Origin of the sequence: Bordetella genomosp. 9 (genome assembly GCF_002119725.1) — a bacterium.
Lineage (GTDB): Bacteria > Pseudomonadota > Gammaproteobacteria > Burkholderiales > Burkholderiaceae_B > Bordetella_C.
The window spans coordinates 1,932,420-1,958,671 of sequence record NZ_CP021109.1; the positions used below are offsets into that span (position 1 = coordinate 1,932,420).

General features: G+C 66.5%; 18 protein-coding genes. 15 read left to right on the forward strand and 3 right to left on the reverse strand.

Annotated elements, in window-relative coordinates:
• Positions 1-241: 241 nt before the first annotated feature.
• Together recJ and CAL13_RS09065 are read right to left on the reverse strand one after the other, a co-directional pair.
• On the reverse strand, positions 242-1,942 hold the full coding sequence (gene recJ / locus CAL13_RS09060; protein ID WP_086072152.1) for a single-stranded-DNA-specific exonuclease RecJ: 1,701 nt from the start codon (positions 1,940-1,942) through the stop codon (positions 242-244).
• Positions 1,924-2,877 (reverse strand): hypothetical protein, encoded by a 954-nt coding sequence (locus CAL13_RS09065; RefSeq protein ID WP_086072153.1) that lies wholly within the window; start codon positions 2,875-2,877, stop codon positions 1,924-1,926. The genes recJ and CAL13_RS09065 overlap by 19 nt, the downstream gene beginning before the upstream one ends.
• Positions 2,878-2,998: 121 nt before the next feature.
• Here CAL13_RS09065 and CAL13_RS09070 point away from each other — a divergent pair, with 121 nt between their 5' ends.
• From CAL13_RS09070 to CAL13_RS09120, 11 genes are all read left to right on the forward strand, one after another.
• Complete coding sequence (locus CAL13_RS09070; RefSeq protein WP_232462555.1) at positions 2,999-4,231, forward strand: lipoprotein-releasing ABC transporter permease subunit; 1,233 nt, start codon at positions 2,999-3,001, stop codon at positions 4,229-4,231.
• On the forward strand, positions 4,224-4,898 hold the full coding sequence (locus CAL13_RS09075; protein ID WP_086057140.1) for an ABC transporter ATP-binding protein: 675 nt from the start codon (positions 4,224-4,226) through the stop codon (positions 4,896-4,898). Before CAL13_RS09070 ends, CAL13_RS09075 begins: the two co-directional genes overlap by 8 nt.
• A gap of 19 nt (positions 4,899-4,917) precedes the next feature.
• Entirely contained in the window at positions 4,918-5,724 is an 807-nt protein-coding gene (locus CAL13_RS09080; protein WP_086072154.1) for a TatD family hydrolase, read from the forward strand.
• A 242-nt stretch (positions 5,725-5,966) separates the two neighbouring features.
• Positions 5,967-6,305: a DUF4148 domain-containing protein gene (locus CAL13_RS09085; RefSeq protein WP_086072155.1), complete on the forward strand. Its 339-nt coding sequence runs from the start codon at positions 5,967-5,969 to the stop codon at positions 6,303-6,305.
• 368 nt (positions 6,306-6,673) lie between these two features.
• Positions 6,674-9,226, forward strand: coding sequence for a DNA internalization-related competence protein ComEC/Rec2 (locus CAL13_RS09090; RefSeq protein WP_232467798.1), 2,553 nt, complete (start codon positions 6,674-6,676; stop codon positions 9,224-9,226).
• Positions 9,227-9,409: 183 nt separating this feature from the next.
• Positions 9,410-10,339, forward strand: a complete 930-nt coding sequence (locus CAL13_RS09095; RefSeq protein WP_086057143.1) for an alpha/beta fold hydrolase — start codon at positions 9,410-9,412, stop codon at positions 10,337-10,339.
• Positions 10,340-10,343: 4 nt separating this feature from the next.
• On the forward strand, positions 10,344-11,192 hold the full coding sequence (locus CAL13_RS09100) for a 3',5'-nucleoside bisphosphate phosphatase (RefSeq protein WP_086057144.1): 849 nt from the start codon (positions 10,344-10,346) through the stop codon (positions 11,190-11,192).
• Positions 11,193-11,252: 60 nt separating this feature from the next.
• Complete coding sequence (gene greB, locus CAL13_RS09105; protein ID WP_086072156.1) at positions 11,253-11,801, forward strand: transcription elongation factor GreB; 549 nt, start codon at positions 11,253-11,255, stop codon at positions 11,799-11,801.
• Between the two features lie 77 nt (positions 11,802-11,878).
• Positions 11,879-15,916 (forward strand): phosphoribosylformylglycinamidine synthase, encoded by a 4,038-nt coding sequence (purL, locus tag CAL13_RS09110; RefSeq protein WP_086072157.1) that lies wholly within the window; start codon positions 11,879-11,881, stop codon positions 15,914-15,916.
• A 12-nt stretch (positions 15,917-15,928) separates the two neighbouring features.
• Positions 15,929-17,401, forward strand: a complete 1,473-nt coding sequence (locus CAL13_RS09115) for a M20 family metallopeptidase (RefSeq protein ID WP_086072158.1) — start codon at positions 15,929-15,931, stop codon at positions 17,399-17,401.
• A 27-nt stretch (positions 17,402-17,428) separates the two neighbouring features.
• Positions 17,429-18,001 carry a DUF1415 domain-containing protein gene (locus tag CAL13_RS09120; protein ID WP_086073575.1) on the forward strand — a complete coding sequence of 191 codons (573 nt, stop codon included), beginning with the start codon at positions 17,429-17,431 and terminating at the stop codon, positions 17,999-18,001.
• 96 nt (positions 18,002-18,097) lie between these two features.
• Here CAL13_RS09120 and CAL13_RS09125 read toward each other — a convergent pair whose 3' ends face one another.
• Positions 18,098-19,003 carry a class I SAM-dependent methyltransferase gene (locus CAL13_RS09125; RefSeq protein ID WP_420042421.1) on the reverse strand — a complete coding sequence of 302 codons (906 nt, stop codon included), beginning with the start codon at positions 19,001-19,003 and terminating at the stop codon, positions 18,098-18,100.
• A gap of 253 nt (positions 19,004-19,256) precedes the next feature.
• Between CAL13_RS09125 and fusA the strand changes: the two genes are divergently transcribed.
• The 4 genes from fusA (at position 19,257) to CAL13_RS09145 (ending at position 26,188) form a co-directional block, all read left to right on the forward strand.
• Positions 19,257-21,365 carry an elongation factor G gene (gene fusA, locus CAL13_RS09130; protein ID WP_086073577.1) on the forward strand — a complete coding sequence of 703 codons (2,109 nt, stop codon included), beginning with the start codon at positions 19,257-19,259 and terminating at the stop codon, positions 21,363-21,365.
• Between the two features lie 142 nt (positions 21,366-21,507).
• A complete protein-coding gene (gene guaB / locus CAL13_RS09135; RefSeq protein ID WP_086057149.1) occupies positions 21,508-22,968 on the forward strand; it encodes an IMP dehydrogenase in 1,461 nt (486 codons plus the stop codon).
• 106 nt (positions 22,969-23,074) lie between these two features.
• On the forward strand, positions 23,075-24,667 hold the full coding sequence (gene guaA / locus CAL13_RS09140; protein WP_086057150.1) for a glutamine-hydrolyzing GMP synthase: 1,593 nt from the start codon (positions 23,075-23,077) through the stop codon (positions 24,665-24,667).
• 306 nt (positions 24,668-24,973) lie between these two features.
• On the forward strand, positions 24,974-26,188 hold the full coding sequence (locus CAL13_RS09145) for a tyrosine-type recombinase/integrase (RefSeq protein ID WP_086072159.1): 1,215 nt from the start codon (positions 24,974-24,976) through the stop codon (positions 26,186-26,188).
• Positions 26,189-26,252 lie beyond the last annotated feature (64 nt).

Consider the following 26,252-nt stretch of genomic DNA (forward strand, 5'->3'; position numbering starts at 1 on the left):
TCGTGTCGGCGGCCCTGGACGTCAGCCGTCGAGCGCATCCTCCTCAGGCGAAGGAGATGCCATGGTCGCGGCCGGCGTGCGAGGCACGCTCGTTCCTAGGACCGGGCTGGGAGTTTCCCCGTGCGAGCCTTACGATCGTCCAAGCCAGGTCTTCCGGGACCGTCAGCAAAAGCCGATCGTCTTTTCAAGTCCGTCGGCCGCGCCAGTCATCGATGGACCGGCGCGACAGGGATACTCCGGTCTAGCCGGCGTGCTCCACCACCAGCTGGACCGACACGCGGCCGTTCCAAACGTTCTGTTCCAGGCGGTATGCCACATCGACCGTGTCCGGCAGCAGCCGCGTCTGGCCGAACCAGATGGCATCGAAGCGCTGCGCGCCGCGCTCCAGCGTGAGCTTCAAATGCTTATCGCCGAGAAGGCGCTGCGCCCTTACCTGGAAGGTATCCAAAAACAGCGGCGCGGCAAAACCGGAACCCCATACCTGTTGCTGCAGCAGTCCAGCCACTTCGGCATTCGCGTAGCCGGTTTCGAGCGGACCGTCGGTTTCCAGCAGGGGCTCGAAATCGTCGCGTCCGGTCAATTCCCGCACGGCGGCGTCGAAGGCCGGCGCGAAGCGCGGAAAGTCGGCCCGGCCCACGGTAACGCCGGCCGCCATGGCGTGGCCGCCGAACTTGCGGATCAGCGCCGGATCGCGCTTGGAGACGAGGTCCAGCGCATCGCGCAGGTGCACGTCCGGAATCGAACGGCCTGAGCCGCGCAATTCGTCCTCGCCGGCGGGCGCGAACGCGAGCGCGGGGCGCCAGAACTGGTCTTTCAACCGGGAGGCCACCAACCCGACCACGCCTTGGTGCCAGCTATCGTCGTAGACGCAAACCGTCGCGCCCGTCGCCATCGCGGGATCGCCAGCCGCCGCCATCGCTTGTTCGCGCATGGCTGCCTCGATGGTCCGGCGTTCGCGGTTGATCGTATCGAGCTCGCGTGCAATCTCCAGTGCCTGTCCTTCATCGTCCGTCGTCAGGCAGGCGATCCCCAGACTCATGTCCGACAGACGTCCTGCCGCGTTGATGCGCGGGCCCAGGGCAAAGCCCAGATCGAAGGCGCTGGCCGTCCTCGGTTCTCGGCCCGCCACGGCGAACAGGGCGCGCAAGCCGGGCTGCATGCGTCCGGAACGGATGCGCTGCAGGCCCTGCGTGACGAGCAACCGATTGTTTGCGTCCAGCTTGACGACGTCGGCCACGGTGCCCAGCGCGACCAGGTCGGACAGCGCGTCCAGCCGCGGCCCGCCGTCGGATGCATATATGCCGCGCCGGCGCAGTTCGGCCCGCAGCGCCAGCATCAGGTAGAACACGACGCCGACGCCGGCCAGGTTCTTCGACGGGAATCCGCAACCCGGCTGGTTGGGGTTGACGATAGCCAGGGCGTCGGGCAGGCGGTCTCCCGGCAGGTGGTGATCCGTGATGACCACGCCGATGCCCTGCGCATTGGCGCTGGCCACGCCTTCCACGCTGGCAATGCCGTTGTCCACCGTGACGATGAGATCGGGCTTGCCCGCCGGATGGCGGCAAGCCAGTTCCACAACGGCGGGGGACAGGCCATAGCCGGTCTCGAAGCGGTTGGGGACCAGGAAGTCAACGATGGCTCCCATGGCGCGCAACGCGCGCAAGGCGACAGCGCATGCCGTTGCGCCGTCGCAGTCGTAGTCCGCCACGATCAGCATGCGGCGGCCTTGGGCGATGGCGTCGGCGAGGATGGCGGCGGCATGGTCCGCCCGCGTCAGGCCGGCAGGCGGCAGCATGGCCGCCCAACCGAGGCGGGTATCTTGGGGATGTACGACGCCGCGGGCGGCCCACAGGCGCGCCAGCAGCGGATGGATGCCGGCGGCTTCCAGCGCCCTGCAGACGCCGGGATCGCCACGGCGAATGGTCAGGCGCGGGGCGACCACCAGGACCTCCAGTTTTGTTCACGTATGGGCAGCCAGCGCAGCAGCGCGCTGCGCGGCTGGGGCGACAGAGTAGCGCGCCGGTCGCGGCCGAGCGCGACCAGGGACAGCTGGCGTCTGGGCCGGCCTTGCGCATCCGCATGCGGCTTGAGCACTTCCGCGTCGACCCGGGCGATCGCTTCCAGCCAGGCGCCCCAGTCCTCCGCCTGGAAAGGCGCCTGCAGGTCGGCGACGACTTGCGGCTGGGGTACAGCGGCTGCGGGACGCGTCCAGCTCTCGGCCCCGCCATAGAGCCAGACGCCGTTCACCGGCAACTGATTCCGGGCCACGCGGGCCTCGTTTACCGGGTGTTCATGCCACACCATCTGAATCTCGTTGACCAGGCGCCGCCACGGCCGGGCGGCGGCGTCCTGCGTCCACCAGGCGTCCAGCGCGTGGCCGGCCACTGCGCCGGGGCTGGCCGTCGGCAGGTTCAGCGTGGCCGGCAACCGTACGCGCCACCGGAAGGGCGCGATGGCTTCCGCCGAGAACGGAGTATCGGCGAACAGGGGCTGGGCGGCATCGAAAAGCGACGCGCCTTCGGCGTCGGTCAGGGCCAGGGCGTCGGCCGGCACCAGGCTGGCGCGGTCGGTGCCCAGCGCGATATGCGTCAGGTCGGCCACCCAGACTTTTTCTCCGCGGGCCGCCGTTGCGCCGGCCCGCAGGGGGCCGAGGCCAGCGCCCATGGGCTGGCCGGGCGCGGGCCGGAAACCGGCTTGTTCCAACTGCCAGGCCTCGAATGGCGTGCAGCCGTGTTCGTAGGGGTCGAATGGGATCTGCCGTCCGGGGCTTTGGCGCATCCAGGCGTACAGCGTGGGAGCGGCCGCGGGCAGCCGCTTGGCCAATTCCTCGGCGATGGGCGCGCTGGGCGGCAGCGCGCCGGGTAGGACGATTTGCATGGCCGGGATTGTAGTGCGGTGCGGCCGTGGCGGCGGCGCTCGGATCGCCGTCCGTTAATGCCATAATGCGCGGGTGCTGAAAATACCCTACGAATTCTGGATAGGCGCCCGCTACGCGGGCATGGCTCGTATCCGCCAGCGTCGCGGCCGCCGCGACCGGTTCATTTCCTTCATCGCGGCCAGTTCGATGGCGGGCATCGCGCTGGGTGTGGCCGCGCTCATCATAGTCCTGTCGGTGATGAACGGCTTCCAGAAGGACGTGCGCGACCGCATGTTATCGGTGCTGCCTCACATCGAGCTCTATGTGCCCGGCGGCAGCCCGGAAGCCATTCTGACGCAATGGCAGGCGCTGGCCCAGGCCGCGGAACGGAACAAGGAAGTCCGGGCCGCCGCGCCCTTCGTCGCGGCACAAGGCATGATCGTGCGAGGCGAGGCCCTGCGCGGCGTGCAGGTGCGCGGCATCGATCCGCAGGTGGAAGGCAAGGTTTCGGATATTCCCAAGCAGATGGTCGCCGGCAACCTGGATGACCTGAAGCCCGGGTCCTTCGGCATCGTGCTGGGACGCGATCTGGCCAGCGACATGGGCCTGTCGGTGGGAGACACCGTGCTGTTGCTGGCGCCCCAGGCGTCCATCAGTCCGGCCGGTTTCGCCCCGCGTATGCGTCAGTTCACCGTGGCGGGCATTTTCTCGTCGGGCCATTACGAATACGATTCTTCGCTGGCTTTTGTCGACGACCAGGACGCCGCCAAGGTGTTCCGCGATAGCGGCACCGCCGGTGTCCGGCTGCGCATCGCCGACATGCAACAGGCGCCGCAAGTCGCGGCGGAACTGTCGCGCCAACTGCCGCCGTATGTGTCGGCCAGCGACTGGACGCGCAACAACCGCACGTGGTTCGCGGCCGTGCAGACGGAAAAGCGGATGATGTTCCTGATCCTGGCGTTGATCGTGGCCGTGGCCGCGTTCAACCTGCTGTCCTCGCTGGTGATGGCGGTGAAGGACAAGCAATCCGATATCGCCATTCTTCGCACCCTTGGCGCCAACCCGTCGGAGGTCGCGCGGATTTTCCTGGTGCAGGGCGCGCTGATCGGCGTCGTCGGCACACTGCTCGGCGTACTGGGCGGCATGCTGATCGCGTACAACATCGACGTCATCGTGCCTTTCATCGAACGCCTGCTCGGCATACATTTCCTGCCCCGGCAGATCTACTTCATCAGCGAGCTGCCCTCGGATCCGGAGATGCGCGACATCGTCACCATTGCCATTACGTCGCTGGTTCTTTCGCTGCTGGCGACCATCTATCCCAGCTGGCGCGCGTCGCGCCTGCAGCCGGCCCAGGTGTTGCGCCATGACTGAGTACGCGCTGCATGCGGAGAACCTGACCAAGGTCTATGACGAAGGTCCTGCTCGCATCGAGGTGCTGCGGGACGTCAGCGTGTCGATCCACCGCGGCGAGATGCTGGCCATCGTGGGCGCATCGGGGTCCGGCAAGAGCACCCTGCTTCATATCCTGGGGCTGCTCGACGTGCCGACGCGCGGCACGGTCACTGTGGATGGCGTGGCGGCCGCGGGCCTGACGGAGTCCGCGAAAAGCGAGCTGCGCAATCGCAGCCTGGGGTTCGTCTACCAGTTCCACCATCTGCTCGCCGAGTTTTCGGCGCTGGACAACGTCGCGATGCCGCTGATCGTGCGGCGGATGCCGCGCGACGCGGCGCGCGAGCAGGCGCGGGTGGTGCTGCAGCAGGTTGGATTGGCCGCCCGCGAACACCACTTTCCAGGCCAGTTGTCCGGCGGCGAACGGCAGCGCGTCGCGCTGGCGCGCGCGCTGGTGACGCGGCCGGTCTGCGTGCTGGCCGACGAACCGACCGGCAACCTGGACCGCAATACCGCGCACAGCATGTTCGAGTTGCTCACGCGCGTGAACAAGGAATCGGGTACGGCCTTTGCTATCGTCACCCACGATCGTGAACTGGCCAGCCGCGCCGATCGGCAACTCGCAATGGAGCAGGGCCGGTTGGTGTAGCGGCGCCTCTGGAGCGCTCATGCTGATCGACACCCACTGCCACCTCGACGCCCAGGAATTCGACACCGACCGCAGCCATGTGGTGGCGCAGTCTGCCGCGGCCGGGGTGCGCGCGGTGGTGATTCCGGCAGTGGGGCGCGGCAACTTCCAGACCGTGCGCGATCTGGCGCACGCGATGCCGGGCGGCGCCTATGCGCTCGGCATTCACCCCCTGTTCGTCGGCGCGGCGTGGGATGACGACCTTGCCGCGCTGCGCGCCGCCGTGGAGGCGGCGATGGACGACCCGCGCTTCGTGGCGATTGGCGAAATCGGGCTGGACTTCTTCGTCAAGGAAATCGCCAGCGGCGCCGCGCGGGAAAAGCAGGAGCGGTACTACGCCGCCCAGCTCGATCTTGCGGCGGAATTCGGTTTGCCGGTGCTGCTGCACGTGCGCCGTTCGCAGGACATCATCCTCAAGCACCTGCGTCGTCATCATGGCCTGCACGGGATCGCACATGCCTTCAACGGCAGCGAACAACAGGCGCGCGCTTTCATCGACCTGGGTTTTGCGCTGGGCATCGGCGGCGCGATGACATATCCCCGCGCCTTGCAGATACGGCGGCACGCGCAGCAGTGGGGGCTGGAGCACCTGGTTCTGGAGACCGACTCCCCTGACATCCCTCCGGCGTGGCTGCATCCGCCGGATCGACGCAATACGCCCGCTCAGGTGGCCGGCGTGGCGCAAGCGTTGGCGGAGTTGCGCGGCGTGGATGTCATGGCCGTGGCTGCGGGGACGGCGGCGACTGCTTTGCGGGTGTTGCCGCGGCTCGTGCCCGTGGTGCATTGAACGCACGGACTCCACTCTGTGAACGCACGGACTTTACTCTGTGGAGAAGTCTTTTCCTGGCGTAATTGCTCCTGTGTATCTTGGATTGGTGCCTGGATTGGAAAAATGAATTCCGGGAATCCGGGTTTTTCCCTATGTTCTGTCGGCGCAGAATACAAGCCATGGGGACAGCAACGGATGCCCCGGGATCTTTCCCCTGATCGGTATCCGGCCCTTCAAACATCCAGGACAGGAGTACTGCCATGCAAGCCAAGACCATCGCCACCGCATTGATTCTTTCCTTTGCCGCCATCGGCGCCGCGCAAGCCGGCACGCCGCGCGGAGATACGGACAACGAGCCCTTCCAAGGCGTCTACGGGCAGAACGAAAGCAGCGCCAGCCGCGACCAAGTGCTGGCCGATCTGCAACAGGCCCGCGCCGCTGGCCTGACCGGCAACGGCGACATCGACAACGCGCCTTTCGCCGCCGCAGCCGACAGCGGCGTGACGCGCGCGCAGGTTGCCGCCGAAGCGTCGCAAGCCAACAGTTCCACGGATATCGCCTTTGGCGATATCGACAACCAGCCGTTCCAGGGCGTGTGATCGCGCCCGGTCGGGGACCGGCGCGCCTGTGTGGTTCGACGCGACGCTCTCGTGACCGATCGGTTTGTCTTTCAGGCCCCGCCCATCGTCGCAGCGTGCGGGGTCAGGAAGTCCTGGCCATGCGGATTTGCCCTCCGCATGGTTCCCCGGTGAGAGGCGGGGATGCTGTGGAAGTCCTCTCGATGCAGTACCCGGCCCCGCGCAAGCGGGGCCATTTTTTTGTATTGCGCTTCTTTCCGTTCCGTATTGCGCATCTTGCTGTATGGCGCTTCTTCCTTACGGCGCCTGCGTGACCATTCGAGCCCGCACGCCCGCCGCTGTCCCGTTCGGACCGTTAGCATGCCGGGACATTGCTCGGAGAGATCGGAATGGAAGGGCGCATGGCGATGCTGGCGTTCGTCGCAGCGGTGGCCGCCGTCCACGTCCTGGGGGCCCTGCCGGGCGGCGCCGCGCGCGCCGGACTCGCGGTGGTTTGCCTGGCGTCGGGCGCGCTTCATGGACGGCTTCGGTTCGCTCACGGGCGGCAGCCTGGTGGCCCCCGCATGCGGGCGATGCTTGCGTTGACGCTATGTCTTTGCACGGCGAGCGGCGGAGGGCTGTACGCCATCGAACGGGCGCGGCAGCGCCTGGACGACGCGCTTCCTGCCGCGCAGGAAAACCAGGTGGTCCGGACGACTTTCCGCGTGGTGTCGCTGCGCGAAGACGCGCCGGACGCCGTGCGCTTCGATGCGGAAGTCATCGACGCCGCTTCTGCCGGCATTCCGCGACGCATCCGCGTATCGTGGCCCTTGCCGATGCGAGGAGACGACGCCGCACAGCGATCCGTGACGCCGGGCCAGCAATGGCGCGCGGCGCTTGTCCTGAAACCGCCGCACGCCGCGCAAAACCCGTACGCGGCCGACGGCGAGGCCCGGCTGTTCCAGCGCAACATACGGGCCACCGGCACGGTGCGCGGCAAGCCGCGCTTCATGGGTGACGAGGGCGATTCCTTCGGTATTGTCGCCGTGCACCGATTGCGCGACCGGCTGCGTGCCCGTATGCATGCGGCGCTGGACCAGGCGCGGTACGGACCCGTGATCGTGGCGCTGGCGCTCGGCGACCAGGCAGGCATTGCGCGCACGGACTGGCGCGTGTTCAACGTCACGGGGATCACGCATCTGGTCTCTATCAGCGGGTTGCACGTCACGCTTGTCGCGGGCCTGGTCGGGACGACGGTCGGGTGGGCGTGGCGGCGGGCGAGATGGCGCGGCTTGGGCCTGGGTGAATTGATGCCGGCGCAAATTGCCGCCATTGCCGCGGCGGTTCTGGCCGCGTGGTGCTATTGCCTGCTGGCGGGATGGGGCAGCCCCGCGCGCCGGACGTTCTTTACCTTGGCCGTCGCCGGCGGCGCCGCCATGTTCAGGCTACCGCTATCGCCCTCGCGGATTCTGCCGATGGCGGCATGCGCCGTCGTGGCGCTGGATCCCTGGGCGCCGATCGCGCCAGGGTTCTGGCTCTCCTTCGGAGCGGTGGCCGCGGTACTGGCATGGGGGCATGCGAGCCGTATGCGGGCGGACCCGGACGCGCCTGCCTGGCGCCGCCTGATGCGTGGTTGGGGCCAGGCGAACCGCCTGCAATGGGTCGTGACGCTGTCGCTCACGCCCGTGCTGGCGTTTCTGACGCAGCAAGTGACGCTGGTGTCGCCCCTTGCGAATGCGATCGCCATTCCGGCCGTCAGTTTCGTCGTCACCCCGCTCTCGCTGGCGTGCGCGTGGCTTTGTGCGATACCGGGCGCCGCACCGGCGGCAGCGCTGATGGCGCAGGCGGCGCACGGTGCGTTTGCGCTGACGATGCGGCCCGTCGAATGGCTGGCGGCGCGCGATTGGGCGGTGTGCAACGTTGCCGCGCCGCCGCTCGTGCTCCTTGCCGTCGCCCTGGGCGGCATTGGGTGGGCGCTTCTGCCGCCCGGCATGGCCTCGCGCCGCTGGGCCTGGCTGCTGCTGCTTCCCGCGCTGTGCTGGCGCCCTTCGCGACCCGGTCACGGCGATTGGATGCTGACGGCGCTGGACGTAGGGCAGGGCGGCGCGGTGGTGGTCGAAACTGCGCGGCACACGCTTGTCTTCGATACTGGACCGTTGCATCGCAATGGGACGGATGGGGCAGAGCGGGTGCTGTGGCCTTATCTGCGGGCACGGGGCATAGGGCGTATCGACACGCTGGTGGTCTCGCACGGCGACCTCGATCATGCCGGGGGGCTGGACACGCTGCTGCGCGCCGTGCCGGTGGTGGCGGCTTATGCGCCCTTCGATGTTCATGCGCGGCTGCGCAGGGATGCCCGTGTGCGGGACCGCACCACGTCGGCGCCCGCGCCGTCGGCGGCGCACCGCTGCCAGGCCGGCCAGGCGTGGGAAAGCGACGGGGTCCGGTTCGAGTTCCTGCATCCTCAGGATGACGCCAAGGGCGCTGCGACGCCACGCCCGCGCACGGCAAGCGGCGTCAAGGCCGCACGCGGCCGGTCGCGCGGCGGCTCAAATGCGGGGGGCTGCGTCCTATTGGTGCAGGGGCGCCATCATGCCGCCTTGCTGCCGGGGGATGTGGGCATCGCGGAAGAACAGCGCTTCGCCTCGCGGCTCGCGGCGGCAATGGCGCCGGCGTCGGGCGTGGACCTGGTGATGGCCCCCCATCACGGTTCCGCGACATCATCGGGCGCCGCCCTGGTGGAGGCGACGCGGCCGGCCCATGTCGTGGCGCAGGTGGGCTATCTGAACCGTTTCCGGCATCCCGCGGGAGCGGTGCTGCGGCGGTGGCGGCGCGCCGGCGCGACGTTCTGGCGTACGGACCGCGATGGCGCGGTGATCGCTTCTTCCAGCGCCGCAGGGCTGCAGGTGCAGGGTCAGCGCGACCGCGCCCGCCGCTATTGGCACGGGCCGCGGGATCGCTGAAAGCGGCCCGCCGGACGGCGTGACCGGCACGGCGGGCGGGCGTGCGGGGCGGACGGCGCAAAGCCGCGAACGGGGCTGCTATAAAAGAGCTGCAGGCAGCGGCGCGGGATGGTGAGCGGCGCTGCCATCATCGCACCGCACCGCGCCGCGCCGGCATCCCCGGCGCGCACCTATGGAGGTCCCATGCCGAATCCGCGTCTCGATTTCGTGACTTGCGCCAGCCCAGCGGGCCTGCATCGCCAGGCTTACTGGGAATGGGGCGACCCCGACAACGACAAGGTGCTTCTGTGCGTGCACGGCCTGACCCGCACCGGCCGCGATTTCGACACCCTGGCCCAACGCCTATGCGGCGAGTATCGGGTCGTGTGCCCGGACGTCGTGGGCCGCGGCGCGTCGGACTGGCTGCTGAATCCGGCCTTCTACACCGTCCCCCAGTACGTCGCCGATATGGTGACGCTGATCGCGCGCCTGCGGCCCGCGACGCTGCACTGGATCGGCACGTCGATGGGCGGCTTGATCGGCATGACGCTGGCCGGCACCGCGGCGCTGTCCGCTCGCATGCGCACCAGACAGCACGCGGGCCATGACCGCCTGCCGGGCCAGGGGCTGCACATCGACAAACTCGTGCTGAACGATGTGGGGCCGCGCCTGCAGGCCGCGGCGCTTTCGCGCATCGGCCAGTATGTGGGGCAGGGGCAGGCGTTCGATAGTTTCGAGGACGCCGTCGCCTATCTGCGCGACGTCTCGGCGGCATTTGGCAGTCACACCGATGAGCAGTGGCGCGACCTGGCGAGCCATGTCTTCCGACAGGAGGGCGGGCGCTGGGTCAAGCACTACGATCTCGGCCTGGCGGCGCCATTCAACGTGCAGGACGACGCCGCGCTGGCCGCGGGCGAACAGATGCTCTGGCATTCCTACGAGGCCATCGATTGTCCGATCCTGGTCATGCGGGGCGCGCACTCGGATCTGCTCAGCCCCGAAACAGTGCGGGAGATGGTCCGGCGCAATCCGCGCACGCAAAGCGTGGAGGTGGAAGGCGTCGGCCATGCGCCTACGCTGATGCACGACAACCAGCTCGGTCCCATCGAAAACTTCCTGCGCGGCCTACAATAAGCCTATGCCCGATTCCGCCTTTTCCAATGTCGATCTGCATTGCCACTCCACCGTTTCTGATGGCGTGCTGTCCCCGCGCGACGTCGCGCTGCGGGCGCGCGCCAACGGCGTGGACGTCTGGTCGCTCACCGATCATGATGAAGTGGGCGGCCTGGCCGAGGCTGCCGAAGCCGCGGCAGAGGCGGGACTGCGTTTCGTCACCGGCGTCGAAATCTCGGTGACGTGGGCATCGCAGACTGTGCATATCGTCGGTCTGGGGTTCGACCCGCAGAATACGGCGCTGCGCGAAGGCCTGCGCCGCACCCGTTCGGGGCGGGCCGACCGCGCGCGCAAGATCGGCGAAAAACTCGCCCAGATGGGCATGCCGGGCGCTTTCGAAGGCGCTTTGCCCTTTGCCGGCAACCCGGAACTGATCAGCCGCACGCATTTCGCCCGCTATCTCGTGGAAGCAGGCTTTTGCCCCGACGTTCAAACAGTTTTCAACAAGTACCTGGGCGACGACTGCCCGGGGCAGGTGGCCATACAGTGGGCCACGCTGGCCGAAGCCGTGCGCTGGATCGTCGATGCCGGCGGCCGCGCGGTCATCGCCCACCCGGGCCGATACAAGTACACCCCCTTGCAGTTTGCCGCGCTATACGACGAATTCCAGCGTCTGGGCGGGGAGGGCATCGAGGTCGTGACGGGCAGCCACACCCCCGACGAATGCCGCCGTTACGCGGACGTTGCCCGGGAATGCGGCTTCCTTGCTTCGCGCGGCTCGGACTTCCATAGCCCCTCGGAAAGCCGCGTCGATCTGGGCCGCCTGCCGCCGCTGCCGCGCGACCTGCGCCCGGTGTGGCACGATTGGGCCTGACGCCCGGCGACCGCGCGAGCCCGGCGCCGCGCGCTTCCGTCAAGCGATTCGAGTGCAGCCATGAACAAAGCTTTTGTCAAAGAAACGGACCAGGACGAAGACGACGACATTCCGCAAGCCCAGGCCCTGCCCGCGGGAACGCGAAACTACATGACGCCGCAAGGCTACGCACGCCTGCGCGATGAATTGACCCATTTGATGAATGTCGAGCGGCCCAGCGTCGTCCAGGTCGTGTCATGGGCGGCGTCCAATGGCGACCGCTCCGAAAACGGCGATTATCTGTACGGCAAGAAGCGCCTGCGTGAAATCGACCGCCGCATGCGCTTCCTGACCCGCCGTCTCGATATTGCGGAAGTCGTCGATCCGGCGGCGCAGCCCAATCGCGACCAGGTGTTCTTCGGCGCCACGGTGGTCTATATGGATAAGGCCGGGGAAGAGCACGAAGTCACCATCGTCGGCGTGGACGAGGCCGAGCCGCTGGCCGGCAAAATCAGCTGGATTTCTCCGGTCGCCCGCGCCTTGCTGAAGGCGCGCGAGGGCGACACCGTCACGCTGCGCACGCCAGGTGGCGTCGAGACGCTGGAAATTCTCGAAGTACGGTATCCGTAGCAAGCGCAAGACGGCGCGAGCGGGTGGCCGGCAACGGGTAAAATTCCGTTTTTGCCCTTCCCGCTACGGCCGTCATCGTGTCCATCGTCCAGTATTTCCCCGGCTCTTCCGTTCTGTCGACTTTCCGCCGCGAGCGGCTGCTTGCCCAATTGAAGCAGGCCGGGCTGCCGGTGGCCGATATTTCGGCGCGCTACGAGCATTTCATCTTGTGCGACGCCCAGCTGGCGGATGCCGACCGGCAGCGGCTGGCGGAGCTGCTGGACTACGGCCCCCCCTATGAAGCCGAAGCGCCGGCCAAAGCGCTGGTTCTGCGCGTCATTCCGCGTCTGGGCACGATTTCGCCCTGGGCCAGCAAGGCCACCGACATTGCGCACAACTGCGGGCTTGCCGCCGTGCGCCGCATCGAGCGCGGCGTTCGCTACGTGCTGACGCCGGAAAGAGGCCTGCTGGGCGCCAAGTCCTTTGACGACGCCATGCTGGCGCGCGCCGCCGATTGTTTGCACGACCGCATGACCGAAACGGTCGTCGACGCGCAATTCGACGGCCAGGCGCTGTTCGCCCCGGTCGAAGGCCGCCCCATGCGCACCGTGCCGGTGCTCGCGCAAGGCCGGGCCGCCCTTGAGCAGGCCAATACGACCCTGGGGCTTGCGCTTTCCGACGACGAAATCGTCTACCTGGCCGAAGCCTTCGCCAAGCTGGAGCGCGACCCCACGGACGTCGAGCTGATGATGTTCGCGCAGGCCAATAGCGAGCATTGCCGGCACAAGATTTTCAACGCCCAGTGGGTCATCGACGGCCAGCCGCAGCCCAATACCCTGTTCGGCATGATCCGCGCCACGCATGCCGCCCAGCCGGGCGGCACCGTCGTGGCGTATTCGGATAACGCGGCCATCATGGAAGGCGGGGTGGCGCAGCGCTTCCACGCCGGCGTGGCCGGCGAAGGCGACGCGGCGCTGACCTACCGGCGGCGCGAGGCCCTGGTGCACACCCTGATGAAGGTGGAGACGCACAATCACCCCACGGCGATCGCGCCGTTTCCGGGCGCGTCCACCGGCGCGGGCGGCGAGATCCGGGACGAAGGCGCCACAGGCCGCGGATCCAAGCCCAAGGCGGGCCTGACCGGATTCACCGTGTCCCATCTGCGCTTCGACGATGCGCCGCAGCCCTGGGAAAACGATCACCATGGCTTGCCGGACCGGATCGCCTCGCCCTTGTCCATCATGATCGAGGGCCCGATCGGGGGGGCCGCCTTCAACAACGAGTTCGGCCGGCCCAACCTGCTCGGCTACTTCCGCAGCTTCGAGCAGACGGCGGGCGGCACGCGCTGGGGTTATCACAAGCCCATCATGATCGCCGGCGGCCTGGGCAGCATCGACGCCGGCCTGACGCACAAGGAAAAAATCCCGCCCGGTGCGCTCCTGATCCAGCTGGGCGGCCCCGGCCTGCGCATCGGCATGGGCGGCGGCGCGGCGTCCAGCATGGGCGTGGGCAGCAACAGCGCCGACCTGGATTTCGATTCGGTCCAGCGCGGCAACCCGGAAATCGAGCGGCGCGCGCAGGAAGTCATCGACCGCTGCTGGCAGCAGGGCGAGCGCAATCCGATCCTGGCCATCCATGACGTGGGCGCGGGCGGGCTGTCCAACGCCTTCCCCGAACTGGTCAACGACGCCGGGCGCGGCGCCGTCTTCGACCTGACGCGCGTGCCGGTGGAAGAATCGGGCATGTCGCCCGCCGAAATCTGGAGCAACGAGTCGCAGGAGCGCTATGTCCTGGCGGTGCTGCCGGACGATTTGCCGCGCTTCGACGCCATCGCGCGCCGCGAACGCTGTCCCTATGCGGTCGTTGGCGTCGCAACGGAAGAGCGTCAATTGCGCGTCGTGCAGGGCGAAGGCCTGCCGGGCGTGGATCCGCAGGGCCAAGCGGCCGGCCCCGTCCGCCCGGTGGACGTCCCCATCGACGTTATCCTGGGCAAGCCGCCCCGTATGACCCGCGACGTCAAGCGGCTGCCCGGCGTGTCCGAGCCGCTGGATCTGGCGGGCATCGACCTGACCGAAGCGGCGTATCGCGTGCTGCGCCATCCGACGGTGGCCAACAAGACCTTCCTCATTACCATCGGCGACCGCACGGTGGGCGGTCTGTCCGCGCGCGACCAGATGGTCGGTCCCTGGCAGGTGCCCGTCGCGGACTGCGCCGTCACCCTGGCCGACTACGAAGGCTTCCGAGGCGAAGCCATGGCGATGGGCGAGCGCACGCCGCTGGCGATGATCGACGCTCCGGCGTCCGGGCGCATGGCCGTGGCCGAGGCGCTGACCAATCTGGCGGCTGCCGACGTCCACCTGGTGGAGCACATCAAGCTGTCGGCCAACTGGATGGCCGCCTGCGGCGTGCCGGGCCAGGATGCCGCCCTGTATGACACCGTGTCCGCCGTCAGCGAGCTGTGCCAGGCGGTGGGCCTGTCGATTCCGGTGGGCAAGGATTCCCTGTCCATGAAGACGTCGTGGACCGAAGGCGGCGAGCAGCGCCAGGTCATTGCGCCGGTGTCGCTGATCGTCAGCGCCTTCGCGCCGGTGGGCGATGCCCGCCGGACGCTGACGCCGCAATTGCGCACCGATGCCGGCGACACCGTGCTGATCCTGATCGACCTGGGCCGCGGCCTGCACCGCATGGGCGGTTCCATACTGGCCCAGGCCTACAACCAGGTGGGCACGGAAACGCCGGACATCGACGTGCCCCAGGACCTGCGCGCCTTCTTCATTACCATCCGCACCCTGGCGGAGGCCGGTACGCTGCTGGCCTACCACGACCGCTCCGATGGCGGCCTGTTCGCCACGCTGTGCGAAATGGCCTTCGCCGGCCACACCGGCATCTCCGTCAACCTCGACATGCTGACCTTCGACGCCAACGCGGCCGATTGGGGCGACTTCAAGATCCGCCCGGAGCAGGTCGCCGTCCAGCGCGAGGAGCTGACCTTGAAGGCGCTGTTCTCGGAAGAGGCCGGCGCCGTCATCCAGGTCCCCGCGTCCCAGCGCGACGCCGTCATGCAGGTGCTGCGAGGGGCAGGGCTGTCCAGGTTCGCCCACGTCATCGGCGGTTTGAACGACAGCGACGAGATCGAGTTCTATCGGGACGGACGCAAGATCTGGGGCCAGCCGCGTGCCGAGCTTGGACGCGCCTGGAGCGAAACCAGTTATCGCATCATGGCTCGCCGCGACAATCCCGCCTGCGCGCAGGCCGAGCTCGACATGTGGCAGGACAAGGACGATCCCGGGTTCTCGCCGGTGGTGTCCTTCGATCCGCAGGAAGACGTGGCGGCGCCCTTCATCGCCACCGGCAAGCGTCCGCGCGTGGCGATTTTGCGCGAGCAGGGCTGCAACAGCCAGATCGAAATGGCGTGGGCCTTTGACACCGCCGGGTTCGAGGCCCTGGACGTGCACATGACCGACCTGCTGTCCGGCCGCGTGGACCTGCGCACCGTCAACGGCATGGTGGCCGTGGGCGGCTTCAGCTATGGCGACGTGCTGGGCGCGGGCGAGGGCTGGGCGCGGACCATCCGCTTCAACAGCCAGCTTTCGGATCAGTTCGCCGCCTTCTTCGGGCGGCAGGATACGTTTGGACTCGGCGTGTGCAACGGTGCGCAGATGTTCGCGGCGCTGGCCAGCATGATCCCCGGCGCGCAGGACTGGCCGCGCTTCACGCGCAACCTCTCGGAGAAGTACGAGGCCCGGCTTTCCATGGTCGAAATCGCCGATTCGCCGTCGATTTTCTTCGCCGGCATGGCGGGCACGCGCGTGCCGGTCGCGGTGGCGCACGGCGAAGGCTATGCCAATTTCGCGCGCCAGGGCGATCCGTCGCGCGTCATCGCCGCGGCACGCTACATCGATAACCGCGGCGCGCCCACCGAGGTCTATCCCTTCAATCCCAACGGCAGCCCCGGCGGACTGACGGCGGTGACCACGCCCGACGGCCGCTTCACCTCCATCATGCCGCACCCCGAACGGGTCACCCGGAACGTGATGATGTCCTGGGCGCCCGAGAAATGGGGCGAGCGCGATAGCGGCGGCGCCTTCAGCCCCTGGATGCGCGCGTTCCGCAATGCGCGGGTCTGGATGAAGTAAAGGAGCCTGTCCATGAATGCACGTGTTCCCGATTCCGCGGTTTCCGGTCCCGTCGATCCGCAGGCCCTGCAGGCCTACGTGGACGACAAATGGGATCGCGAGATTCTGCCCGCGCTCACCGACTACATCGCCATCCCGGCCAAAAGCCCGGCGTTCGACGCCGATTGGGAAAAAAACGCGTACATCGAGCGGGTCGTGCGCGACGCCGCCCAGTGGGTGGAAACGCAGAAGGTCGATGGCCTGACGCTGGAAGTGGTGCGCCTGCCTGGCCGCACGCCGGTGATTTTCTTCGATGCGCCGGCCACCCGGCAGGACAACGGCGACACGGTGCTGTTCTACGGCCACCTGGACAAGCAGCCCGAGTTCTCCGGCTGGCGGGCCGGACTGGGGCCTTGGACCCCGAAATATGAGGATGGCAAGCTCTACGGCCGCGGCGGCGCGGACGACGGCTACGCCATCTACGCCTCCCTGACCGCCATCCTGGCGCTGGACAAGCAGGGCATTCCGCGTCCCCGCTGCGTGGGCATCGTCGAAACCTGCGAGGAATCGGGCAGTTACGACCTGCTGCCGTATGTGGACGCGCTGCGCACCCGCATGGGCAACGTCGCGCTGGTCGTGTGTCTGGATTCCGGGGCGGGAAATTACGACCAGCTCTGGATGACCACCTCGTTGCGCGGCATGGTGTCCGGCACGCTCGAGGTCCAGGTGTTGGACGAGGGCGTGCATTCGGGCGATTCCAGCGGCGTGGTGCCGTCCAGCTTCCGCATCCTGCGCCATCTGCTCGACCGCCTGGAAGACAGCGCGACGGGGCGGCTGCTGCCGCAGAGCTTCCATTGCGAGGTCCCCGCGGAACGCCTGGAACAAGCGCGCGCCACGGCGCAGATCCTGGGCGATGAAGTCTGGCGTCGTTTTCCCTGGAGCTGCGGCGCGGACGGCGGCTTCGTGCTGCCCATGACCACCGATCCCGAGCAGGCGCTGCTCAATCGCACGTGGCGGCCGACGCTGTCGGTGACAGGCGCCGATGGGCTGCCGCCGCTGTCCAGCGCGGGCAACGTGCTGCGGCCCCGCACGGCCTTCAAGCTGTCCCTGCGGCTGCCGCCGCTGGTGGACGCCGTGGCCGCCGCGCAGGAACTGAAAACCCTGCTCGAGCACGACGCGCCCTACAACGCCAAAGTGATCTTCAAACCCAGCGAGGGCCAGTCCACCGGCTGGAATGCGCCTGCGTCGGCGCCCTGGCTTACCAGCGCGCTGGATGCCGCGTCCCGTCAGTATTACGGCGCCCCGTGCGGCTATATCGGGCAGGGCGGCACCATTCCGCTCATGAATATCCTGCAAAAGGGTTTTCCCAATTCGCAGTTCATGGTTTGCGGTGTGCTCGGCCCCAAGTCGAACGCCCACGGACCGAACGAATTCCTGCACGTACCCTATGGCAAGAAGCTGACGGCGGCCGTCGCGCAGACCATCGCCGCCATGCCGGCCGCCTGAGGCCAAGGAATCGGGATGGAGCCGGGCATGGAGGACCGTGACGCTCGTGCCGCATGCACGCGGGCAGCGATCGAAGCCACCCAAGCCTGGCTGGTCCGTGCGGTCATCGGCTTGAACCTTTGCCCGTTCGCCAAAATCGTCCACGTCAAGGGCCAGATCCGGTACGCGGTTAGCCACGCCGCCGACGAGGCGGGCGTGGCTGCAGATCTGGAAAGCGAACTGCGCCGGCTGGTGGAGAGCGACCCGGTAAGCGTCGATACCACCATGCTGATCCTCACTTCGGCTTTGCAGGATTTCGGCGCGTACAACGACTTCCTGGCGCAGGGCGACCGCATGCTCAAGCGCATGCGTCTGCGCGGCGTCGTGCAGATCGCCAGCTTCCATCCGGATTACCGGTTCGCCGACGCCGGGCCGGACGACATCGAGAACTATACGAACCGTTCGCCGTATCCAATCCTGCACCTGCTGCGCGAGGACAGCGTCGCACGGGCGATCGACAGCTATCCGGATCCCGACGATATCTACGCGCGCAACCAGGAAACGCTGCGCCGCCTGGGCTACGAGGGATGGCGGCGCGTCATGCGCGGGGAAGGGCGCTAGGGCCTGTCAACGGCGGAAGGAGCCCCGCACGGGCGGATTCCGGGGCGGGCCCTAGGCCGGGCGGCCGGCAACGACCAATGACGATACGCAGCCGGACTATTGCGCCGTCGCGGTTTCCTCGGCCGCTGGCGCAAAGAAACGGGTCTTCAGCTCCTGCAGGCCGATGCGGTCCAGCATGGCGTTCAGCCGCTCGGTGGCGCGCCGGCGCGCCACGTCCTTGTTCTGCTGGGCGATGATGAGCTCGTTCTTCATCGAATGCTCCCAGCCCACGAGTTCCGTTACGCTGACCTGGTAGCCGTGCGCCTCCAGTTGCAGGCAGCGCAGCACATTCGTCACCTGGCTGCCGAACTCGCGCGTATGCAGGGGGTGGCGCCAGATTTCCGATAACGGGTCGCCCATGGCCCGCTGCTTGTTCCGGCGCAACGCCGCGGCCACTTCCGCCTGGCAGCAGGGCACCACGACGATATAGCGCGCCTGCCTGCGCAAGGCGAAGCGGATGGCGTCGTCCGTGGCGGTATCGCAGGCGTGCAGCGCCGTCACGATATCCACCCGGGCCGGCAGTTCGGGCGACTCGATGGCCTCCGCCACCGAAAGGTTCAGGAAGGACATGCCTCCCGCGAACCCCAGCCGCTGCGCGAGCTCGCGCGAGTAGCGCACCAGCGGCTCGCGCGTCTCGATGCCGTAGATGTGGGAATGGTCGCCCAGACCCTTGAAAAACAGGTCGTACAGGATGAAGCCCAGGTACGACTTGCCCGCGCCGTGGTCGACCAGCGATATGTCGCGGCCGTCTTCCTTGAGCGCCTGGAGCAGCGGCTCGATGAACTGGAACAGGTGATAGACCTGCTTGAGTTTGCGCCGGCTATCCTGGTTCATCTTGCCGTCGCGCGTCAGGATGTGCAGTTCCTTCAGCAGTTCGACGGACTGGCCGGGGCGGATGTCGTAGGTATTGGGCATGATCGGGCGGGAAAAAACGGCCCCGGCATTGCGGCGGGGCCTCGTCATTCTACTTGCACACGGCTTGCCCATACTGGGCGCCCGTACGGCCGCGCACGCGTTGCGGGCCTGGTCGGGAAAACGGGGACGTGATATTGAAAAAGCCGCCGCGCCGCCCAATCTAGATGCACTGTCCGTCCCTTGCGCTTTGCCTGTGCGAAGGCGAAGATAGCGGACGGACTTCCGCGCCTCGGGCGCTTCCGCCGTTGCCGAATCCGGCTCGGGCGCGACGCCGGAAGGCGGTCCATCCTTGGAGAATATCGTGCCTCGCAAGACCCCCATCGAGAACTACCGCAACATCGGTATCAGCGCGCACATCGACGCCGGCAAGACCACGACCACCGAGCGCATTCTTTTCTACACCGGGGTGAACCACAAAATCGGCGAGGTCCACGACGGCGCCGCCACGATGGACTGGATGGAGCAGGAGCAGGAACGCGGCATCACGATCACGTCGGCCGCGACGACGGCCTTCTGGCGCGGCATGGCCGGCAACTACCCCGAACATCGCATCAATATCATCGACACCCCGGGACACGTGGACTTCACTATCGAAGTCGAACGCTCCATGCGGGTGCTGGACGGCGCGTGCATGGTGTACGACTCCGTCGGCGGGGTACAGCCCCAATCCGAAACCGTCTGGCGCCAGGCCAACAAGTACGGCGTGCCGCGAATTGCCTTCGTCAACAAGATGGACCGCATCGGCGCGGATTTCTTCCGTGTGCAGCGGCAGATCGCCGAGCGCCTGAAGGGCGTGGCCGTGCCGGTGCAGATTCCCATCGGCGCGGAAGACCATTTCCAGGGCGTGGTCGATCTGGTGAAGATGCAGGCCATTATCTGGGACGACGCCAGCCAGGGCGTGCAGTTCAAGTACGCGGACATCCCGGCCGACCTGCGCGAGCTGGCGCAGGAATGGCACGACAAGATGGTCGAGGCCGCCGCCGAGGCCAACGAAACCCTGCTGGACAAGTACCTGGGCGGCGAAACGCTGACCGAAGCGGAAATCAAGCAGGGCTTGCGCGCCCGCACCATCGCCAACGAAATCGTGCCGATGCTCTGTGGCAGCGCCCTCAAGAACAAGGGCGTGCAGGCCATGCTGGACGCCGTCATCGACTACCTGCCGTCGCCGGTGGACGTGCCGGCCATCAAGGGCCATGACGACCGCGACCGGGAGATCGAACGGCATCCGGCCGACGACGAAAAGTTCTCGGCGCTGGCGTTCAAGATCATGACCGACCCCTTCGTCGGCCAGCTGGTGTTCTTCCGCGTCTATTCGGGCGTCGTCAATTCCGGCGACACCGTGCTCGTATCCAGCAAGGGCAAGAAGGAAAGGCTGGGCCGCATCCTGCAGATGCACGCCAACGAGCGCAAGGAGATCAAGGAAGTTCGGGCCGGCGACATCGCCGCCGCGGTGGGCCTGAAGGACGTCACCACCGGCGATACGCTGTGCGACCTGTCGCAGCCGATCATCCTGGAGAAAATGACCTTCCCCGAGCCGGTGATCTCGCAGGCCGTCGAGCCAAAGACGCAGGCCGACCAGGAGAAGATGGGGGTGGCGCTGAACCGCCTGGCGCAGGAAGACCCGTCCTTCCGCGTCCATACCGACGAGGAATCGGGCCAGACCATCATCTCCGGGATGGGCGAGCTGCACCTGGAGATCCTGATCGACCGCATGAAGCGCGAGTTCGGCGTGGAAGCGTCCGTGGGCAAGCCGCAGGTGGCCTACCGCGAAACCGTGCGCGGCACGGCCACCGACGTCGAAGGCAAGTTCGTGAAGCAGTCGGGCGGCCGCGGGCAGTACGGCCACGCCGTCATCACGCTGGAGCCGAACGAGCCGGGCAAGGGCTATGAATTCGTGGACGCCATCAAGGGCGGCGTCATTCCGCGCGAGTACATCCCCGCGGTCGACAAGGGCATCCAGGACACCATGCAGTCCGGCATCCTGGCGGGCTACCCGGTGGTGGACGTGAAAGTCACGCTGACCTTCGGTTCGTACCACGACGTGGATTCGAACGAAAACGCCTTCCGCATGGCGGGCTCCATGGCGTTCAAGGAAGCCATGCGGCGCGCCAAGCCGGTGCTGCTCGAGCCCATGATGCACGTCGAGGTGGAAACCCCCGAGGACTTCATGGGCAACGTGATGGGCGACCTGTCGTCCCGGCGCGGCATGGTGCAGGGCATGGAAGACATCGCCGGCGGCGGCGGCAAGCTGGTGAAGGCCGAGGTGCCGCTGTCGGAGATGTTCGGCTATTCCACGTCTCTGCGTTCGTTGACGCAGGGCCGCGCCACCTACACCATGGAGTTCAAGCACTACGCCGAAGTGCCGCGGCAGGTGGCCGACGAGGTCATGGCGGCGAAGGGCGCGAAGTAGCCGCATTTGCGGGCTGGCAGGGCGGGACCGGGTTCCGCCGCAGCCCCGCTTTGCATACAACGATATCGGGGCGAGGTTAGGGGTTACACCTAGTAATTCCGGGCGGAAGGCGTATAATCTTGCTTTGCGCCCGGAGTTTCCCATGCGTCTCATCCAAACCGCGCTCACCTTCGACGACGTCCTGTTGGTGCCCGCGTTCTCCCAGGTGCTGCCGCGCGATACGTCGCTGGCCACCCGCCTCACCCGCAACATCACCCTGAACATCCCGCTCGTGTCCGCCGCCATGGACACCGTGACCGAGTCACGCCTGGCCATCGCCATGGCGCAGGAAGGCGGCATCGGCATCATTCACAAGAATCTCACCGCCGAAGAGCAGGCGAGGGAAGTCGCACGCGTCAAGCGCCACGAGTTCGGCATCGTGATCGACCCGATCACGGTCACGCCGCAAATGAAAGTGCGCGACGCCATCGCGTTGCAGCGCCAGCATGGAATCTCCGGCCTGCCGGTGGTGGAAGGCCGCAAAGTCGTCGGCATCGTCACCAACCGCGATCTGCGCTTCGAAACCCGCCTGGACGAGCCCCTGCGCAACATCATGACCCCGCAGGAGCGCCTGGTCACGATGCGCGAAGGCGCCACCCTGGACGAAGCGCAGCATCTGATGCACAAGCACCGCCTGGAGCGCGTGCTCATCGTCAACGATGCCTTCGAACTGCGCGGCCTGGCCACGGTCAAGGATATCGTCAAGAACACCGCCCATCCGCAAGCCAACAAGGACGCCCACGGTCAACTGCGCGTTGGCGCCGCGGTCGGCGTGGGCGCCGGCACCGAAGAGCGTGTCGAAAAACTCGTCGCTGCCGGCGTGGACGTGATCGTCGTCGATACGGCGCACGGCCATTCCAAGGGCGTGCTCGAAGGCGTGCGCTGGGTCAAGAAGAACTATCCCAAGGTCGATGTGATCGGCGGCAACATCGCCACTGCCGAAGCCGCGCGCGCCCTCGTGGAATACGGCGCCGACGGCGTCAAGGTGGGCATCGGCCCCGGCTCCATCTGCACCACGCGCGTTGTCGCCGGCGTGGGCGTGCCGCAGATCACCGCCATCTCCGATGTGGCGCAGGCGCTGGAAGGCACCGGCGTTCCGCTGATCGCCGACGGCGGTATCCGCTATTCCGGCGACGTCGCCAAGGCCCTGGCGGCCGGCGCCTTCGCCTGCATGATGGGCGGCATGTTCGCCGGCACGGAAGAAGCGCCGGGCGAAGTGGTCCTGTATCAGGGCCGCTCCTACAAGTCGTACCGTGGCATGGGCAGCCTGGGCGCCATGGCGGAAGGCTCGGCCGACCGCTACTTCCAGGACCCGGCCAACAACGCCGACAAGCTGGTGCCCGAAGGCATCGAAGGCCGCGTGCCCTACAAGGGCAGCGTCCTGGCCATCATTTACCAGCTCGCCGGCGGCGTGCGCGCCTCCATGGGTTACTGCGGTTGCGCCACCATCGACGAAATGCGCACCAAGACCCAGTTCGTGCAGATCACGTCGGCGGGCTTCCGCGAATCGCACGTTCACGACGTGCAGATCACCAAGGAAGCGCCGAACTACCGCGCCGACTGATCGACGGCGCAAACGCCATGCAGCCATATGCGCACCGGGGGAGGCCAGCTTCCCGCCGGTGCGCTTTTATATTTGACGGGCGCCGCGCCCGATACCAGAGCCAACCATGCACCAGCGCATTCTGATCCTCGATTACGGTTCACAGGTCACCCAGCTCATCGCCCGCCGCGTCCGCGAAATCGGCGTGTATTGCGAAATCCATCCCGGCGACGTCGGCGATGACTTCGTGCGTGAACAGCAGGCACAGGGTCTGAAGGGCATCATTCTTTCCGGCAGCCATGCGTCCGCCTACGCCGAGGGTTCCTTGCGCGTGCCGCACGCCGTCTTCGAAGTCGGCGTGCCCGTGCTGGGCATCTGCTACGGCATGCAAAGCATGGCCCAACAGCTGGGCGGCAAAGTGGAGTGGTCGGACCATCGCGAATTCGGCTACGCCGAAGTCCGCGCCCACGGGCACACCCGCCTGCTGAACGAAATCGAGGACTTCACCACGCCGGAAGGCCACGGCATGCTGAAAGTCTGGATGAGCCACGGCGACAAGGTCACCCAGTTGCCGCCCGGCTTCAAACTGATGGCGTCCACCCCGTCATGCCCCATCGCCGGCATGGCCGACGAAGAACGCGGTTTCTACGGCGTCCAGTTCCATCCCGAAGTCACGCACACCATTCAGGGCAAGGCGCTGCTCGGCCGCTTCGTGCGCGACATCTGCGGCTGCGACGGCGACTGGAACATGCCGGATTATGTGTCTGAAGCGGTGCAGCGCATCCGTGAACAGGTTGGTGACGACGAGGTCATCCTGGGCCTATCCGGCGGCGTGGATTCGTCGGTTGCGGCGGCGCTGATCCACAAGGCCATCGGCGATCAGCTCACCTGCGTCTTCGTCGACCATGGTTTGCTGCGCCTGGACGAAGGCAAGCAAGTCATGCAGACCTTCGCCGAAAACATGGGCGTGAAGATCATCCACATCGACGCCAGCGAACAGTTCCTGGGCAAGCTGGCCGGCGTGTCCGATCCGGAAGCCAAGCGCAAGATCATCGGCCGCGAATTCGTGGAAGTGTTCCATGCGGAAGCCGACAAGCTGAAATCGGCGAAGTGGCTGGCGCAGGGCACCATCTATCCGGACGTGATCGAATCCGCTGGCGCGAAGACCGGCAAGGCGGTTGCCATCAAGTCCCATCACAACGTGGGCGGGCTGCCGGAAACGCTGAATTTGAAGCTGCTGGAGCCGCTGCGCGAACTGTTCAAGGACGAAGTCCGCGAGCTGGGCGTGGCGCTGGGTTTGCCGCATTCGATGGTGTATCGCCACCCGTTCCCCGGTCCTGGCCTGGGCGTCCGGATCCTGGGTGAGGTGAAGGCGGAGTACGCGGATTTGCTGCGTCGTGCCGATGCGATTTTTATCGAGGAATTGCGAAGCACGCTGGATCCCGTCAGCGGCAAGTCCTGGTACGACCTGACCTCGCAGGCCTTCGCCGTATTCCTGCCGGTGAAGTCGGTGGGGGTGATGGGGGATGGGCGTACGTATGACTATGTGGTCGCCTTGCGGGCGGTGCAGACCAGCGACTTCATGACCGCGGATTGGGCGCCGTTGCCGTATCCGTTGTTGGCAAAGGTCAGCTCGCGGATCATCAATGAAGTGCGCGGGATCAACCGGGTGGTTTATGACGTGAGCAGCAAGCCGCCTGCGACGATTGAGTGGGAATGATCCCACGTCCGGCATGGACTGGCACGGTTAAGCACCAAAACACACGTAAGCCCGCAGAAATGCGGGCTTTTTTGCTGGTATGTCTGGCACGTTCCGGCAGATTTTTGCATCGCCAAGCACGACTTTTTTATGGCATAGTCGATGGTACCGAGTACCACTGATGCCATGTCTGGCGCCCGATACCATGTCGTGAAAATGAGCGGATCATGGTATTGAGTGTGCGTAGTACGTTGATATTGAAGGGTTTTCACCGGTTCAACGTAGCGTTTCTGAGCATGGTATTGAAGCGGAGAACTGCAAAGGCCCATGCTGACCGATACCAAGCTGCGAAACCTCAAGCCAAAGGACAAGCTCTACAAAGTGAATGACCGTGACGGCCTCTACGTGGCCGTTACACCGGCCGGGTCAATCTCATTCCGCTACAACTACGCGATCCATGGCAGACAGGAGACCATCACCTTCGGCCGCTATGGTGTAGGAGGCATCACGCTCGCGGAAGCCCGGGAACGGCTGGGCGAAGCCAAGAAGATGATCGCGGCCGGGAAGTCGCCAGCGAAGGAGAAAGCGCGGGACAAGGCCCGTATCAAGGATGCGGAGACGTTCGGGGCTTGGGCGGAGAAGTGGTTGCGCGGCTACCAGATGGCCGATTCCACTCGCGACATGCGCCGATCCGTGTTCGAGCGCGAGTTGAAGCCGAAATTCGGCAATCAGAAGTTAGTCGAGATCACGCACGAGGATTTGCGAGCGCTGACTGATGCCATCGTGGAGCGCGGCGCTCCGGCCACGGCGGTACATGCCCGCGAGGTGGTGTTGCAGGTCTATCGTTGGGCCATCGAGCGCGGCCAGAAGGTGGAGAACCCGGCAGAGCTTGTGCGTCCAACGACCATCGCCAAGTTCGAGCCGCGCGACCGGGCGCTGACGCCTGACGAAATCGGTCTGATGTACCAATACATTGAGCGCATCGGCACGACGCCATCCATTCGGGCGGCAGCCAAGCTGCTGTTGCTGACTATGGTGCGCAAGAGTGAACTGACCAACGCCACGTGGAGCGAGATCAATTTCAGCCAGGCGCTTTGGACGATTCCAAAGGAACGGATGAAGCGGCGCAATCCCCATTTGGTGTTCTTATCGCGACAGGCGCTGGACATTTTCATCGCACTGAAAACGTTCGCGGGTGGGTCGGACTACGTGTTGCCGTCGCGGTACGACTCGGACTTGCCCATGAGCAGCGCCACGCTCAATCAGGTGCTGACGTTGACCTACCGCTTGGCGCAGAAGGAGGGCAAGCCCCTTGGCAAATTTGGCCCGCACGACTTACGGCGCACCGCCAGCACGCTACTCCACGAAGCCGGCTACAACACCGATTGGATAGAGAAGTGCCTTGCGCACGAGCAGCGGGGCGTGAGGGCTGTCTACAACAAGGCGGAGTACCGGGAGCAACGGGCGGCGATGTTGCAGGACTGGGCGGACATGATAGACGAGTGGACGCTTAAAAAGCCGCAAGTGGGGAAAGACTGCTGATTTCTTTGTCGAACGACGGGCTCTTTATTGGACGCTTCGGTTTGCACGATGCGACTGCGTTGAC

Excerpts from the sequence above, each read along its gene's own strand:
- CAL13_RS09065 (WP_086072153.1), bottom strand. The coding sequence starts at position 2,877 with ATGCAAATCGTCCTACCCGGCGCGCTGCCGCCCAGCGCGCCCATCGCC.
- CAL13_RS09070 (WP_232462555.1), top strand. The coding sequence starts at position 2,999 with ATGGCTCGTATCCGCCAGCGTCGCGGCCGCCGCGACCGGTTCATTTCC.
- CAL13_RS09075 (WP_086057140.1), top strand. The coding sequence starts at position 4,224 with ATGACTGAGTACGCGCTGCATGCGGAGAACCTGACCAAGGTCTATGAC.
- CAL13_RS09080 (WP_086072154.1), top strand. The coding sequence starts at position 4,918 with ATGCTGATCGACACCCACTGCCACCTCGACGCCCAGGAATTCGACACC.
- CAL13_RS09085 (WP_086072155.1), top strand. The coding sequence starts at position 5,967 with ATGCAAGCCAAGACCATCGCCACCGCATTGATTCTTTCCTTTGCCGCC.
- CAL13_RS09090 (WP_232467798.1), top strand. The coding sequence starts at position 6,674 with ATGGAAGGGCGCATGGCGATGCTGGCGTTCGTCGCAGCGGTGGCCGCC.
- CAL13_RS09095 (WP_086057143.1), top strand. The coding sequence starts at position 9,410 with ATGCCGAATCCGCGTCTCGATTTCGTGACTTGCGCCAGCCCAGCGGGC.
- CAL13_RS09100 (WP_086057144.1), top strand. The coding sequence starts at position 10,344 with ATGCCCGATTCCGCCTTTTCCAATGTCGATCTGCATTGCCACTCCACC.
- greB (WP_086072156.1), top strand. The coding sequence starts at position 11,253 with ATGAACAAAGCTTTTGTCAAAGAAACGGACCAGGACGAAGACGACGAC.
- CAL13_RS09115 (WP_086072158.1), top strand. The coding sequence starts at position 15,929 with ATGAATGCACGTGTTCCCGATTCCGCGGTTTCCGGTCCCGTCGATCCG.
- CAL13_RS09120 (WP_086073575.1), top strand. The coding sequence starts at position 17,429 with ATGGAGGACCGTGACGCTCGTGCCGCATGCACGCGGGCAGCGATCGAA.
- CAL13_RS09125 (WP_420042421.1), bottom strand. The coding sequence starts at position 19,003 with ATGACGAGGCCCCGCCGCAATGCCGGGGCCGTTTTTTCCCGCCCGATC.
- guaB (WP_086057149.1), top strand. The coding sequence starts at position 21,508 with ATGCGTCTCATCCAAACCGCGCTCACCTTCGACGACGTCCTGTTGGTG.
- guaA (WP_086057150.1), top strand. The coding sequence starts at position 23,075 with ATGCACCAGCGCATTCTGATCCTCGATTACGGTTCACAGGTCACCCAG.
- CAL13_RS09145 (WP_086072159.1), top strand. The coding sequence starts at position 24,974 with ATGCTGACCGATACCAAGCTGCGAAACCTCAAGCCAAAGGACAAGCTC.